This window comes from Streptomyces sp. NPDC007157 (assembly GCF_040634235.1).
Lineage (GTDB): Bacteria > Actinomycetota > Actinomycetes > Streptomycetales > Streptomycetaceae > Streptomyces.
Window position 1 is genome coordinate 79,044 of record NZ_JBEYFE010000010.1, and the last position, 14,591, is coordinate 93,634.

Consider the following 14,591-nt stretch of genomic DNA (forward strand, 5'->3'; position numbering starts at 1 on the left):
ATCTGCCGAACCATCGGCGGACCCGAGAGGAGCTACTGATGAAGATCGGCCCAGAGAACAACCGTGATTCGGTGCGGAGCAGGTGGGGAGTGCCGCTGGGCGTCGCCACCGTCGTCGCGGCGATGAGCGTCGCCGTGGTGGCCGTCTTCACCGGGACAGGGGACGCCAAGCCGCTTCTCGCCGACCCCGCCGGAAACCCGACGAACGCCGCCGCGTCACCGAGTCCGAACACAACGCACGGCTCCCCGTCGGCCGGAGCCGGCTCGGCGTCGTCCTCGGCTCGCGCGAGTTCCACCCCGGACGCGTTCTCCATCACCAGCGGGACGACGACCCCGATCGACGCCGGGACCGTCGCCAAGATCCTGGCCTCCTGCCTGGGCTCGGACGCATCGCGATACCACGCGGTGGCCGCGGTCCGCGCACCCATCGCCTCGCAGGACTGGGACGGCGTGGTCGTCGCCGTCGACTCGGCCGGTCAGTACGTGCAATGCGAGTCAAAGGGCGACAAGGGCAACAGCCAGGACTCCCCGCCCACGTTCATCAACAATCGCCTGTGGGGCACCGGTCACATGATCGAGTACTTCGACTCCACCAGCGCGCCCGCCGGCAAGGGGCAGTACCTCATGCTGGGCGCCGGACACTACACATCCGACATCACCAAGATCACCATCAGCTACGGCGACAACCCGAAGCAGTACCCGGCGGTCATGGCAGGTGGCGCGTTCGTCTACGCGGCGGCTCTCTCCACCGACGACCCCAGCCCGCACTACGCGGGCCCCAGCCCCTACGTCCATGCCTACAACGCATCCGGCGCGGAGGTTTACAACCAGAAGAAGGACCCGCAGTTCACCGACGAGCAGTAGGTCGGCCTTTCGACCGGCCTCGGTGCTGCCCCGGCGATGCGCCGGGGCAGCACCGAGTGGTGTTCATCGTGAGAGCTGGAGGTCAAGTGGGCTGGTGTGCATGGGCTTCGGAACACTCGATCCGGTCACGGGCGGACGACTCTCGTGAAGATCGTCGGTCAGGTAGGCGCTGGGGACGCGGCCGCTGACGGTCCGGGGCGATCTCGGCGACCAGCGACCAGGTCACGCGGTCGCCTTGTAGAACGCGTACGTCGCGGAGTACGGCACCGAAGGGCAAGCGAACAGCCCTCGTTGGCACCTCACCCGGCCGGGCGAGCGCCCGCACCTCACCCGGAGGTCGAGAGCCAGCCGTCGGCCCACTTGCGCAGCAGCGCCTCGCGTTCCTCGCGGGGCGGGGTGCCGTCGGCCGCGTGGTCTCGGCGCCATGCCGACAGGTCGCCGACGGTCGCGCGGCCGTCGGCGAGCCGGTCCAGGAGCGTACGGGAGAGTTCGTACTCGACAGGCTGGTAGATCCCGCCGACGACGGCTGACATCACGCTCACCTCGACGGCGTCCTCGGCGGTCTCCACGCGCACGGTGTACGCGGGCGGAAACTCGCCGTCGCCGGTCACCGCCACGAGCAGCGAGCCGAGGGCCATGGACACCAGGCGCCGGCCGGCCGACCGCACGGGCACGTCAAGGACGTCGATCCGCCGCACCTCGCTCCAGCTCCAGTACGTGCCGTGGTCGATCCCGAGGGCTTCGACTCCGTCCTCCGTCAGTCGTACCCCGGACGCCGTACCGACGGGCTCGGCCCCCAGGTACACGGCGTCCTCGGTGATCCAGAACAGGCCGACCACGGCCATCGGTGCCTCCAACGAAAGTGCCTGCTGTCGGCATGAGAGACGGCACCGGCGACCACGCGGTTTCCCGGTGCCGCGAGCACCTCGGGTGCGTGTCGGGGACGATGGAGGCAACGGCAGCAACCTTGAGGAGTCGCACGGACCATGTCCCGCCCCACCGACACCCGATTCCGCGCCACCACCGCCTTCCAGCGTCATGTCGCCAACCCGCTCACGCGCCTGATGCCCTTCCAGACCCTGCTGGAGACCACCGGGCGCAGCTCGGGGCTGCCCCGCCGTACACCGCTGGGCGGCCGGCGGGTCGGCGGGGCCTTCTGGCTGGTGTCGGAGTTCGGCGAGCACTCGCAGTACGTCCGCAACATCAAGGCCGACCCCCGGGTGCGGGTCCGCATCAGGGGGAAGTGGCACGCGGGGACGGCCCATCTCATGCCCGACGACGACCCGGTGGCCCGCCTGCGCACGCTGCCCCGGGGCAACAGCGCGGCCGTACGGCTGCTCGGGACGAACCTGCTGACGGTACGGGTGGACCTGGACGGCTGAGCGTCACCGGTGCCGGCCGCCGGGCCCACGCTCCTGCCGCCCCGGCGGCTACCCCTGCCCCGCGCGCCGTCCCGGCACGGCTTCGAGCAGGCTGTCGAAGCCCGACGGCGGGCGGCCGAGGAGTTCCGTCACGTCGTCGGTCGCCCGGTCGTAGCGGTTCTCCCCGTGCAGCCGGGCCATCGTGGCGATGTGGTCGAAGAGATGCGGCGTCAGTCCCAGCGGCTTGAGGTCGTGCTCGAGCCATTCGTCGTACGGCACGTCGACGTACGTCACGGTGCGTCCCAGCGCCTCGGAGATCTCGGCGGCGATCGCGGTCATGTCCCGGGAGGCGGCGCCGGTCAGTTCGTAGACCCGGCCGGCCCGCGGCGAAGGGTCGAGCAGCAGCCGGGCGACCACCGCGGCCACGTCGCCGGCGGCCACCGGCGAGGTGCGTGCGGTGCCGAAGGGGAGGCGGATGGTGTCGTCACGGCGGACGGAGGCCACGGCGAGCATGCCGAAGAGCGGGTTCTCCATGAACACCGTCGGCCGGACATGGACGACCGGCAGTCCGGACCAGTTGAGGACGTGTTCGCAGAGCCAGTGCAGTCGCTGCTGGTGCGACTCCGCGCTGCTGGTGAGGCTCATCTGGGAGACGGTCATCTGTGACATGTGCACCAGCAGTTCGAGGTGCCCGCCCGCAAGGGCCGCCGCCGCCACGGTCGCCGTGGCCTCCAGGTAGTCGGGCGACGGGCTCATCCCGAAGTAGGCCCTGCGGCACCCCTCCAGGGCCGCCACCACGTCCGCCCCACGCGTGAGGTCACCGACGACCACCTCGACGCCGTCGACGGCCCGCAGCGCGGTGGCACGGTCGTCGTCGTGGTGGACGAGGGCCCGGACCGGCAACCCGTGCCGGCGCAGCTCCGTGAGGACCCTCCCGCCCACACCTCCGACGCCGCCGGCGGCACCGGTGACCAGGATCGGATCAGTACTCGGCAAGACGTCCTCCCGCAGTCGGCAACCCGCCCCGCCTTTCTACGGCACGCCGGCCGCCTCCCGGCTCGCCCCGCCGCGCGGACCACACGGCAGGAGTAGCGGCCGTCGCCGGCGCGGTCCCCTCACCCCGGCCAGACGATCGCCTGCACCTCGCTGTAGGCGTGCAGGGCGTACGAGCCGACGTCCCGGCCCACCCCGCTCTTCTTGAACCCGCCGAAGGGGGCCTCCATGTTCCGGCCGACGGTGTTGATCCCGACGCCCCCCGCCCTGAGCCGCCGCGCCACCCGGAAGGCGCGGGCCACGTCCCCCGACCAGACGTAGTCGATGAGGCCGTAGTCGGAGTCGTTGGCGAGGGCGACGCCCTCTTCCTCCTCGTCGAAGGGGATGACGGCGGCGACCGGGCCGAAGATCTCCTCGCGGGCGGCCCGCATGTCGTTGCGGCAGTCGGCGAGCACCGCGGGCCTGAGGTAGAACCCTCTCTCCAGGGGCGGTCGTTCGCCGCCCGTCACCACCGTCGCGCCCTCCTTCCCGGCGAGTTCGACGTACGACTCGACCCGCGCCCGGTGTTCGGCCGTGATCAGCGGTCCGACCACCGTGTCCGGTGCCGCCGGGTCGCCCACCGTCAACCGGCTGGCGTAGGAGGCGAGTTGCTCCACCAGCCGGTCGTACAGCGGCCGCTGCACCAGCACCCGGGTGGGTGCCGTGCAGATCTGTCCGCTGTAGAAGGAGAAGGTGGTGCCGATGCCCGCCACCGCCGAGCCGACGTCCGCGTCGGCGAAGACGACCGCCGCGCCCTTCCCGCCCAGCTCCATCAGCTGCCGTTTCATGTGCCGCCCGCACACCTCGGCGATGCGCTGCCCGACGGCCGTGGACCCGGTGAAGCTCACCATGTCGACGTCGGGCGAGGCCACGGCGGTCTCGCCGACGCCGGCCGAGCGGCCGGAGACGACGTTCACCACGCCCGGCGGGGCGCCCGCCGCCTCCAGCGCCTCCGCCATGCGGTAGACGGAGAGCGGGTCCTGCGGGGCCGGTTTCACCACCACCGTGTTGCCCATGGCCAGCGCGGGCGCGACCTTGCCCGCCGGGTTCGCCCAGGGGTTGTTGTACGACGTGATGCAGCTGACCACGCCCACCGGCTGGCGCACGGCCAGCGCGCCCATCACCCCGGCCCTGCCCATCGGGCCGGCCTCGTTGATCTGCGGCGGGATCGCCCACTCGGCGGGCTCGACGGTGGCGTACCTGCGGAACCGGGCCGCCGCCACCCCCACCTGCATCGCCCGGGCGGTCCCGGTGGTCGCGCCGGTCTCCGCCCGCGCCAGGTCGGCGTGCTCCCTGAGCCGGCCGCGGATGATGTCGGCGGCCCGGCCGAGGACCGCCGCCCGGTCCGCCGCCGGTGTCCGTGACCAGCCGTCGAAGGCCTCCCGGGCGGCCGCGCAGGCGGCCAGGACCTGCTCCCCGGAGGCCTCGGGGGCCCAGCCGACGGTTCCCTCGGTCGCCGGGTCGACGACCGCGTAGTGCCCGCCGTCGGGGTCCACCCAGCGCCCCCCGACGAACAGCCGCTGCCCGTCCGCCGCGCCGCTCACCGGGTGCTCACCGTCCTGGTGTCCCGCCCGGAGCGCAGCACCTTCCCGGGTACCGCCCCGCTGACCACGTCGTCGCGGATGGCCTCGACCCCGTTCACCCAGACCGCCCGTACCCCGATCGCCTTCGAGTCCAGGCGGGGGCTGTCTCCCGGCAGGTCGTACAGCAGGGTGGCCGGTCCGGCGGCGATCCGCTCCGGGTCGAAGAGCACGAGGTCCGCGTGCCAGCCCGCCGCGATCCGGCCCCGCTCCCGCAGCCCGAAGAGCCGGGCGGGATCGTCGGTCAGCATCTTCACCGCCTGTTCCAGGCCGAGCAGCTTGCGGCCGCGCAGACAGTCGCCGAGGAACCGGGTCGTGTACGGCGCCCCGCACATCCGGTCCAGATGCGCCCCCGCGTCGGACCCGCCGAGCAGCACGTCCTCGTGCTGCCAGGTCTCGGCGCGCAGCGCCCAGGAGGCGGGGTCGTTGTCGGTGGGCATGGGCCACAGGACCGTACGGAGTCCGTCGGCCGCGCAGATCTCGACCAGGCAGTGGAAGGGGTCCTGCCCGCGCTCCGCCGCGATGTCCTCGACCACCCGGCCCGACAGCCCGGCGTTGGCCGCGCTGTAGGTGTCGCCGATGACGTACCGGCCGAAGTTCGCGAGCCGCCGGAAGACTCCGGCCTCCTTGGAGTGGGCGCGCTCCAGCATCTGGGCGCGGACGTCCGGGTCCCGGAGCTTCTCGATCCGCTCCGGGACCGGCAGCCCGAGGATGGGCCCCCACCCGGGGATCAGGTTCAGCGCGCAGAAGGTGCCCAGGGACATGTTCATCGGGGTGAGGATGGGCATGGTCAGCGCCACGACCCGGCCGCCCGCCTTCCGGGCCCGCTCGCTCGCCTGGAGCTGCCGGGGCACCCGCTCGGGCACGGCGGCGTCGACGGTCAGCACGTTCCAGTTCAGGGGCCGCCCGGCCGCCGCGCTCATCTCGGCGAACAGCTCGATCTCGGCGTCGCTGAACTGGTCGAGGCAGCCGGCGACGATCGCCTCGATCTGCGTTCCCTCGTGCTCGCCGACGGCCCGCGAGAGGGCCAGCAGTTCCTCCGGGCGGGCGTGCCGGGAGGCGACCGGCTGTCCGTCCCCGTCCGAGTGCGTGCTGGACTGGGTGGTGGAGAAGCCCCAGGCGCCCGCGTCCATGGCCTCGTGCAACAGCCGTACGATCTCGGCGAGTTGCTCCTCGCTGGGCTGCCCGCCGACCGCGTCCGGCCCCATCACGTACCGGCGCAGGGCACAGTGCCCGACCATGAACCCGGCGTTGACGGCGATCCGCCCCTCGAGCGCGTCCAGGTACTCCCCGAAGCCACGCCAGCTCCAGGGCGCCCCCTCCTCCAGCGCGACCAGCGACATCCCCTCGACCTTGGACATCATCCGGCGCGTGTAGTCGGCGTCCCCCGGTTTCAGGGGCGCGAGGGTGAAGCCGCAGTTGCCGGCGGCGACCGTCGTGACCCCGTGGTTGAGGGAGGGCGTCGCGTACGGGTCCCAGAAGAGCTGCGCGTCGTAGTGGGTGTGGGGGTCGACGAACCCGGGGGCGAGGACGAGCCCGGTGGCGTCCTCGGTGGTGCGGGACTCCTCGGTGACGGTTCCGACGACGGCGATACGGCCGTCGCGTATGCCGACGTCGGCGGTGAAGGCGGGTGCACCCGTCCCGTCGACGACGGTCGCGCCCTTGATGAGGTGATCAAGCATGGGGGCTCCCTTTGAAACTGCGGGGCGTTGTCCTACGTGAGGGGGCGCGGGGAACTGCGCGACCAGCCCCCACGCACCCGCAGCCGCCGTACAACCTCAGGCAGCCTCGCGGAACCGCGAAGTCCGGTGAACGGGATCCGTGTCGATCTTCGGAATCACGTGCTCCCCGATCAGCCGGATCGTCTGCAGCGTCTCCTCCTTCGGCACCCCCACCGGCAGCCCGAAGCTCAACTGGTCCGCCCCGGCCTGCTCCCACCGCTTGCACTGCCGCAGCACCTCGTCCGGATCCCCGCAGATCAGCAGCTCCTCCTCGACGAGCAGCTCCACGAACTCGGGCGTGTACTCCGGCAGCGTCTCCGGCCACACCGGGAAGCCCTCGGGCCGCGGGAAGGTGTCGTGGTACCGGAACACCAGCGAGGGGAGGTAGTGCAGCCCGCCCGACGCGGCGATCCGGATCGCCTCGTCGTGGGTCGGCGCGCAGATCGCCGTCGTCGTCACCATCACGTTGTCGTTGACGAAGTCACCGACCGGCTCCGCGTTCACGATCGCGGTCTTGTACTGCTCCAGTACCCACTCCATGTCGGAGACCTTCTGGATGCTGAAGCCGAGGACGCCGAGCCCCTTCCTGGCCGCCATGGCGTACGACGGCGGCGACCCGGCCGCGTACCACATCGCCGGGTGGGACTTGCCGTACGGCTTCGGCAGGACCTTGCGCGGCGGCAGCTGCCAGTGCTTGCCCTGGAAGCCGGCGTACTCGTCCTGGAGCCACATCTTGGGGAACTCGGCGATGGTCTCTTCCCAGATCTCCTTGGTGTAGTTCATGTCGGTGATGCCGGGCAGGAACCCGAGGATCTCGTGCGACCCGGCTCCGCGCCCGCTGCCGAACTCGAAGCGGTTGCCGGTGAGGTGGTCGAGCATGGCGACCTTCTCGGCGACCTTCACCGGGTGGTTGACCTGGGCGAGCGGGTTGAAGATGCCGGAGCCGAGGTGGATGCGGTCGGTCGCGTGCGCCAGGTATCCCAGGAAGACGTCGTTCGCCGACAGGTGCGAGTACTCGTCGAGGAAGTGGTGCTCGGAGGCCCAGGCGTACTTGAAGCCGGACCTGTCCGCCTGGATGACGTACTCGGTCTCCTCCATCAGTGCCTTGTGCTCGGCCAGCGGGTCGGTCTCGGCTCGCTTGCCCACGTATCCCTGTACAAAGAGCCCGAATTCCAAGGCGGTTCACCGTCCCATGTTTTCTGACGTTCCGTCAGATACCGTTCGTCGGCCGACTGTCGCACCGGCCGCCGTCACCGTCAATAGCTGATGAGCCGTCAGATTACCGAGACCCCGGCCAGCCAGCCCCCGTCGATCACGAACGGCTGCCCGGTGATGTACGAGGAGTCGTCCGAGGTCAGGAAGAGCGCCAGCCTGGCCACCTCCTCCGCCCGCCCGATCCGGCCCAGCGGCACCAGCTTGCGGTACAGCTCGTCCAGGGCCCGGCTCATCTCCTCCGGGTCGGCGGTGGGGTCCAGCCGCGCCGGGTTGGACATCGCGGTGTCGATGGCACCGGGGCAGATCGCGTTGACACGTATCCGCCGGTCGGCCAGTTCCAGCGCGGCGACCCGGGTGAGCCCGAGCACCGCGTGCTTGGTCGCGGCGTACGTCCCGACCGCGGCCATCCCCGTCAGCGCCGTGTAGGACGCCGTGTTGACGATGGTCCCGCCGTCGGCCAGCTCCGGCGCCACCGTCTTCATGCCCAGGAAGCAGCCGACCTGGTTGACCTGCACGACCTGCATGAACTCGTCGAGGGGCGTGTCCACGAGCGCGTTGAAGCGCAGGATGCCCGCGTTGTTCACCAGCCCGTCGAGCCGGCCGTACGCCTGCTTCGTGGCGGCGACGGCGGCCTGCCACTCCTCCTCCACACCCACGTCCAGGTGGACGTAGCGCGCCCCGATCTCCTTGGCGAGCGCCTCGCCCGGGTCGTCCAGCACATCCGCCACGACCACGCTCGCGCCCTCCTCGACGAAGAGCCGCGCCTCCTGCTCGCCCTGTCCGCGCGCCGCCCCGGTGACGATGACGACCCGCCCGTCCAGCTTGCCCATGGCCACCCGCTCCTCAGCTCAGCCGGGGCGCGACATCCGCCCCGAACATGCCTATCTGGTCGATGAGTTCGGTCCGGCTCCGGCTGCGGAACCGCACCTGGACCTGGTGCACGCCCATCGCGCCGTAGGCCCGCAGCGACTCGGCGAGGGCCTCCGGGGTGCCGCTGAGGGTGCGGCGGCCCACCTCCCACCGCGGTGTGCCGACGTACAGCGGCTCGGCGATCGCGCCGATGACCAGCGGCTCCCGCACACCGGCCTCCTCGCGCAGCCGCCGCAGCCGGGCGATCTGGGCGGGCAGCCGGTCCCTCGGGTCGCCCTGCGGCAGCCAGCCGTCACCCTTGAGCGCGGCCCGTCGTACGGCGGCCGGTGACGAGCCGCCGACCCACACCGGCACCCGGCGCTGCGCGGGCCGGGGCCGCTGCCCGAGCCCCTCGAAGTCGTAGAACTTCCCGTGGTGGGAGGGGAACTCGTCCGGGCCGAGGGCGGCCCGCAGCGCGTCGATCGCCTCGTCGAGGACCGCGCCCCGCTGCCCGAAGTCCACCCCCAGCGCCTCGAACTCCTCCCGCACGTGCCCCGCCCCGACCCCGAGGATCAGCCGGCCGCCGGAGAGGTGGTCGAGGGTCGCGTACTGCTTGGCGGAGAGCAGGGGGTGCCGCAGCCCGACGACGGCGACGTGGCTGAGCAGCCGTACCCGCTCGGTGACGGCGGCCAGGTGGGCGAGGGTGGCGACCGGGTCGTACCAGACCGTGCTCATGGCGGCGGCGAGCCGGTGCGGGATCGCCACGTGGTCGCAGACGGCGAGGTAGGCGAAGCCGGCCCGGTCCACCGCGCGGGCGATCTCGACCAGGTCGGCGGCGCCCGCGCCCGCCTCCCACTCCTCGGCGTAGATCGTGGACTGGGACTGGACGGGGAGCTGGATGCCGTAGTCGGTCACCTCGTACCGCCCCAGAGGCCCTCCGGGGTGAGGCCCAGCAGCTCGATCGCGTTGCCGCGGACGATGCGTTCGATCACGTCCGGGGCGAGGTGGCCCATCTGGGCCTCGCCGACCTCGCGCGACTTCGGCCAGGTGGAGTCGGAGTGCGGGTAGTCGGTCTCGTAGAGGACGTTGCCGAGGCCGATGGCGTCGAGGTTCCTCAGGCCGAAGGCGTCGTCGAAGAAGCAGCCGAAGACATGCCCGGCGAAGAGTTCGGAGGGCGGGCGGGTGACCTTGTCGGCGACGCCGCCCCAGGCGCGGTTCTCCTCCCAGACGACGTCGGCGCGTTCCAGGATGTAGGGGATCCAGCCGATCTGGCCCTCCGCGTACATCACCTTCAGGTTCGGGAAACGCTCGAACTTGCCGCTCATCAGCCAGTCGACCATCGAGAAGCAGCAGTTGGCGAAGGTGATCGTGGAGCCGACGGCCGGCGGGGCGTCGGCGGAGGTGGAGGGCATCCTGCTGCTGGAGCCGATGTGCATGGCGACGACCGTGCCGGTCTCGTCGCAGGCGGCGAGGAAGGGGTCCCAGTCGTCGGTGTGGACGGAGGGCAGCCCGAGGTGCGGGGGGATCTCGGAGAAGGCGACGGCGCGGACGCCCCGGGCGGCGTTGCGGCGGACCTCCGCGGCCGCCAGTTCGGCGTCCCACAGGGGGATGAGGATCAGGGGTATCAGCCGGCCCCGCGCCGCCGGGCCGCACCACTCCTCCACCATCCAGTCGTTGTAGGCCTGGACGCAGAGCAGGGCCAGTTCGCGGTCCTTGGCCTCGGTGAAGGTCTGCCCGCAGAAGCGCGGGAAGGTCGGGAAGCAGAGGGCGGACTGGACGTGGTTGACGTCCATGTCGGCGAGCCGCTGCGGGACGTCGTACGAACCCGCCCGCATCTGCTCGTACGTGATCACCTCCAGCTTGATCTCGTCCCGGCTGTAGCCGACGGCGGTGTCGAGGCGGGTGAGAGGGCGGTGCAGGTCCTCGTAGATCCACCAGTCGCCCGTGGGGCCGTCCTCCCCGGGCCTGCCCATGACGGGCTTGAACCGGCCGCCGAGGAAGCTCATCTCCCTCAGCGGGGCGCGGACTATCCGCGGCCCGGTGTCCAGGTACTTCTTCGGGAGGCGGGACTGCCAGACGTCCGGCGGCTCCACGGTGTGGTCGTCGACGGAGATGATCAGCGGAAAGGTGCCGTCCTGGGTGTCCATGGCGCTCACGGTAGCGCCGATCTGACGAACCGTCAGCTAGTGTGATGACGGTTCGTCAGGCAGGCGGGACGGCGTGCCCGGCCGACCGAAGGCGGCCTCCGGGCCACCCGATCCGAAAGGTCCGGAGCCGCCGGCGGAATCGTTCCGCCGCGCACTTGGCCTGCTCAACGGGGCCACTTCGATGTGAAGGCCATGTGGACCACCGCGTGTCGGCCTGTGATCGGGGTCTCGCCAGGCTGACGCGGCTCCCGTGAACAAGGCAGACTGACGGGGTGGATCGGGATGTCTAGGGGGACGGACATGGACGGTGGACCGCGGGTACCGGAGCAGCGGCGCCCCTCCTCCTCGGCGGAGGCGGCGTTGCGCTTCAGTGTGCTCGGTCCGGTGCGCGCCTGGCGCGAGGGGCAGCCGCTCAACACCGGCTCCCCCCAGCAACGTGCGCTGCTCGCCGCCCTGTTGCTGCGCGAGGGCCGCACGGCGACCGCGGCCGAGCTGATCGACGCGCTGTGGGGCCCCGAGCCGCCGTCGCAGGCGCTGGCGGCGGTCCGGACGTACGCGTCCCGGCTGCGGAAGGTCCTGGACCCGGGCGTCCTGGTCAGCGAGTCCGGCGGCTACGCGGTGCGCGGCCTCGGCGAGGGCGCCCTGGACCTGGCGGTGGTGCAGGACCTGGCGGCGGATGCCGAGAAGGCGCGGAGCGCCGGGGAGCTGGGCCATGCCCGGGGCCTGCTGAACCGGGCCCTGTCCCGGTGGGACGGCGAGGCGCTGGCCGGCGTCCCCGGCCCGTACGCCGACGCGCACCGGGTCCGCCTGGACGAGTGGCGGCTGCAACTCCTGGAGTCCCGCCTGGACATGGACCTGGAGCAGGGCTGCCACGCGGAGGCCGTGTCGGAGCTGACGGCACTGACCGCGGCCCATCCGCTGCGCGAGCGGCTGCGCGAGCTGCTGATGCTGGCCCTGTACCGCAGCGGCCGGCAGGCCGAGGCTCTCGCCGTGTACGCCGACACCCGCCGCCTGCTGGCCGAGGAACTCGGCGTCGACCCGCGCCCGGGCCTGCGCGACCTGCAGCAGCGCATCCTCCAGGCCGACCCGGCCCTGGCGGAACCGTCGGCCCCGGCTTCGGAACCCCCCGCCGGCCCGGTCCGCCCCGCCCAGCTCCCGGCCACCGTGCCGGACTTCACGGGCCGTGCCGCCTTCGTCACCGAACTCGGCGAGGTGCTGGCATCGGCGGAGGGCCGGGTGATGGCCGTGTCGGCGCTGGCGGGCATCGGAGGGGTGGGGAAGACCACCCTGGCCGTCCACGTGGCCCACCATGCCCGATCGGCCTTCCCGGACGGCCAGCTCTACGTCGACCTGCAGGGCGCGGGTCCGCGGGCGGCCGAGCCGGAGACGGTCCTGGGATCCTTCCTCCGCGCCCTGGGCACGCCGGACTCGGCCATCCCCGACTCGCTGGAGGACCGTGCGGCGCTGTACCGCTCGGTCCTGGACGGCCGCCGGGTCCTCGTCCTGCTGGACAACGCGAAGGACGCGGCCCAGGTACGTCCGCTGCTGCCGGGCACCGAGGGCTGCGCGGCGCTGGTGACGGCCCGGGTGCGGATGGTCGACCTGGCCGGGGCGCATCTGGTGGACCTGGACGTGATGTCCCCCGACGAGGCGCTCCAGCTCTTCACGAGGATCGTCGGCGCGGAACGGGTGGCCGCCGAGCGCGAGGCGGCGCTGGACGTGGTCGCGGCGTGCGGCTTCCTCCCGCTCGCGATCCGGATCGCGGCGTCCCGTCTCGCGGCCCGCCGCACCTGGACGGTCTCGGTGCTGGCGGCGAAGCTCGCCGACGAGCGCCGCCGCCTGGACGAACTCCAGGCCGGCGACCTGGCGGTGAAGGCGACCTTCGAACTCGGCTACGGCCAGCTGGAACCGGCCCAGGCCCGCGCCTTCCGGCTGCTGGGCCTGGCCGACGGCCCGGACATCTCGCTGGCGGCGGCCGCGGCGGTGCTGGACCTCCCGGCGGAGGACGCCGAGGACCTCCTGGAGGCCCTGGTCGACACGTCTCTCGTGGAGTCGGCGGCCCCCGGCCGCTACCGCTTCCACGACCTGGTCCGCCTCTACGCGCGTGCGTGCGCGGAACGCGACGAACAGCCCCCCGGCGAACGAGACGCGGCGATGTCCCGCCTCCTGGACTTCTACCTGGCGACGGCGGCGGGGGTGTACGCGATCGAGCGGCCCGGGGAACGCGTCCTGGACCACCTGATCCGAAGCACCTACCCGGGCCTCTCCTTCACCGACCGGGACAAGGCGCTGGACTGGCTGTTCACCGAGGCGAGCGGCCTGCTGGCGGCCGTGCAGCAGGCCGGTACGGCGGCCAGGCTGCGCCGGGCGGCCGACCTCCTCGTCGCGGCCGTCGACCTCGGGGAGTCCGGGATCGGCGCCCGTCAGTACGTCCGGGCGGCCGGCGCGGTGATCTCGGCCGCCCAGCAGCACGGCGACGCCTACGCCGAGGGCCGCGCCCGCCTCATGCACAGCCATCTCCTCGGCGTCTCCGGCCAGTTCACGGAGTCGGACCGGGAGGCGGGCGAGGCACTCCGGCTCGGACTCGCCGCCGGGGATCCCGTCGTGTGTGCCCAGGCACCCAACCAGCAGGGCATCATCGCCCTCTACAACGGGCGGCACGACGAGGCCGAGCAGCACCTCACGCGGGCCCTGACCGCCTTCCGGGCCGACCGGAACACGCCGGGTGAGGCCAGCGCCCTGTGCAATCTGTCGCGGGTCCACCTGGCGACCGGCCGTACCGAGAGCGCGGTCTCCCTGGCCCGCCAGGGGGTCACCATCTACGAACGCGACGACACCGGCATGGCCCTGCGCCTGGCCAACGGCAAGTACGCGCTGGGGCTCGCGCTGACCAGCGCGGGAGAGACGCGGCTGGCCCTGGAGACCCTCACCGACGCCCTGAGCATGTTCCAGGACGCGCGACAGCAACTGTGGCACGGCATGACGCTCTTCCGGATCGCCGAACTCCACCTGGCCGACCACAGCCCCGCGCAGGCCGCGGCCTGCGCGGAACAGGCGCTGGCCGTACTGCACGGCATCGGCGGGGAGTGGCGCCGCGCCAACATCCTCACCGCCCTGGGCCGCGGTCTGCACGGCATCGGCCAGACCGACCGCGCGAAGGTCTGCTGGCAGGAGGCGCTGTCGGTCTTCGAGACGTCGGGGTCACCGGAGGCGGCGGACGTACGGGGACTGCTGGCGTCCACCCCCGTGGGCTAGGGCCGCTCCACACCCGTACGAGCCGCGGCCGCGTTCATCGTTCGTTTATCGCCGCCCGGCACTCTCAGTGGTGCCGGACCGTCGTGTCGGGGGGCAGACGGCTCGGTGCGATGGCCGCACCACTATGGTGAACGGCCGTGCGATGCCCGCCCGGTGGCACTCGGGGGAGTGACCGGGCGGGCATCTCCCACCTCGAACCATCCTGTTCTCTAGGAGTCACCCATGGCCGACAACACCGGAACCGTCAAGCCCGACGACTTCCACGCCACGAGCGAGCCGGCCGATGCCGCCGCCGCCCTCGTCGTCGACCCGAAGCCGGACTTCGACCCGGCGGCCGTTCCGGCCGCCGCCACGAAGCCGGCCACGGACACCGCGACCGCCCCGGCCACCGCCAAGGGCGACATCGCCAGCAAGGACTTCCACGCCACGTCGGAGCCCCTGAACTCGCCCGACGACTTCCACGCGACGGACGAGAAGGCCTGACAGACCACACCTGGACGGGGACGGCCGCGGCGGTGCGGAGGGGAAGCCGCCGCGGCCGAGGTGTGTCCCGGGGCGGCTCGACGCG

General features: G+C 72.2%; 12 protein-coding genes. 4 read left to right on the forward strand and 8 right to left on the reverse strand.

Features of this window, described 5'->3' with window-relative positions; translation table 11 throughout:
* The first annotated feature begins 38 nt into the window (after positions 1–38).
* Positions 39–863, forward strand: a complete 825-nt coding sequence (locus ABZ642_RS19990) for a hypothetical protein (protein ID WP_360485376.1) — start codon at positions 39–41, stop codon at positions 861–863.
* 326 nt (positions 864–1,189) lie between these two features.
* On the opposite strand, the gene ABZ642_RS19995 is transcribed toward ABZ642_RS19990, so the two are convergent.
* Positions 1,190–1,708 carry a hypothetical protein gene (locus ABZ642_RS19995; RefSeq protein ID WP_360485379.1) on the reverse strand — a complete coding sequence of 173 codons (519 nt, stop codon included), beginning with the start codon at positions 1,706–1,708 and terminating at the stop codon, positions 1,190–1,192.
* A 141-nt stretch (positions 1,709–1,849) separates the two neighbouring features.
* On the opposite strand from ABZ642_RS19995, the gene ABZ642_RS20000 reads away from it, so the two are divergent.
* Positions 1,850–2,245 (forward strand): nitroreductase/quinone reductase family protein, encoded by a 396-nt coding sequence (locus ABZ642_RS20000; RefSeq protein WP_360485382.1) that lies wholly within the window; start codon positions 1,850–1,852, stop codon positions 2,243–2,245.
* 48 nt (positions 2,246–2,293) lie between these two features.
* Here ABZ642_RS20000 and ABZ642_RS20005 read toward each other — a convergent pair whose 3' ends face one another.
* The 7 genes from ABZ642_RS20005 to ABZ642_RS20035 form a co-directional block, all read right to left on the reverse strand.
* Positions 2,294–3,220, reverse strand: coding sequence for an NAD(P)H-binding protein (locus tag ABZ642_RS20005; protein ID WP_360485385.1), 927 nt, complete (start codon positions 3,218–3,220; stop codon positions 2,294–2,296).
* Positions 3,221–3,339: 119 nt separating this feature from the next.
* Entirely contained in the window at positions 3,340–4,800 is a 1,461-nt protein-coding gene (locus tag ABZ642_RS20010; RefSeq protein WP_360485388.1) for an aldehyde dehydrogenase family protein, read from the reverse strand.
* Positions 4,797–6,518 (reverse strand): D-aminoacylase, encoded by a 1,722-nt coding sequence (locus tag ABZ642_RS20015; protein ID WP_360485390.1) that lies wholly within the window; start codon positions 6,516–6,518, stop codon positions 4,797–4,799. The genes ABZ642_RS20010 and ABZ642_RS20015 overlap by 4 nt, the downstream gene beginning before the upstream one ends.
* Positions 6,519–6,614: 96 nt before the next feature.
* The gene (locus ABZ642_RS20020) at positions 6,615–7,733 is read right to left on the reverse strand and encodes an LLM class flavin-dependent oxidoreductase (protein WP_360485393.1); all 1,119 of its coding nucleotides are present in this window, start codon (positions 7,731–7,733) and stop codon (positions 6,615–6,617) included.
* A gap of 98 nt (positions 7,734–7,831) precedes the next feature.
* On the reverse strand, positions 7,832–8,602 hold the full coding sequence (locus tag ABZ642_RS20025) for a glucose 1-dehydrogenase (RefSeq protein WP_360485396.1): 771 nt from the start codon (positions 8,600–8,602) through the stop codon (positions 7,832–7,834).
* Between the two features lie 13 nt (positions 8,603–8,615).
* Positions 8,616–9,536 carry an LLM class F420-dependent oxidoreductase gene (locus ABZ642_RS20030; RefSeq protein ID WP_360485399.1) on the reverse strand — a complete coding sequence of 307 codons (921 nt, stop codon included), beginning with the start codon at positions 9,534–9,536 and terminating at the stop codon, positions 8,616–8,618.
* Positions 9,533–10,768 (reverse strand): amidohydrolase family protein, encoded by a 1,236-nt coding sequence (locus ABZ642_RS20035; protein WP_360485402.1) that lies wholly within the window; start codon positions 10,766–10,768, stop codon positions 9,533–9,535. Before ABZ642_RS20035 ends, ABZ642_RS20030 begins: the two co-directional genes overlap by 4 nt.
* Positions 10,769–11,068: 300 nt before the next feature.
* Between ABZ642_RS20035 and ABZ642_RS20040 the strand changes: the two genes are divergently transcribed.
* Positions 11,069–14,023 carry a BTAD domain-containing putative transcriptional regulator gene (locus ABZ642_RS20040; protein WP_360485405.1) on the forward strand — a complete coding sequence of 985 codons (2,955 nt, stop codon included), beginning with the start codon at positions 11,069–11,071 and terminating at the stop codon, positions 14,021–14,023.
* A 222-nt stretch (positions 14,024–14,245) separates the two neighbouring features.
* A complete protein-coding gene (locus ABZ642_RS20045) occupies positions 14,246–14,506 on the forward strand; it encodes a hypothetical protein (protein ID WP_360485408.1) in 261 nt (86 codons plus the stop codon).
* Positions 14,507–14,591 lie beyond the last annotated feature (85 nt).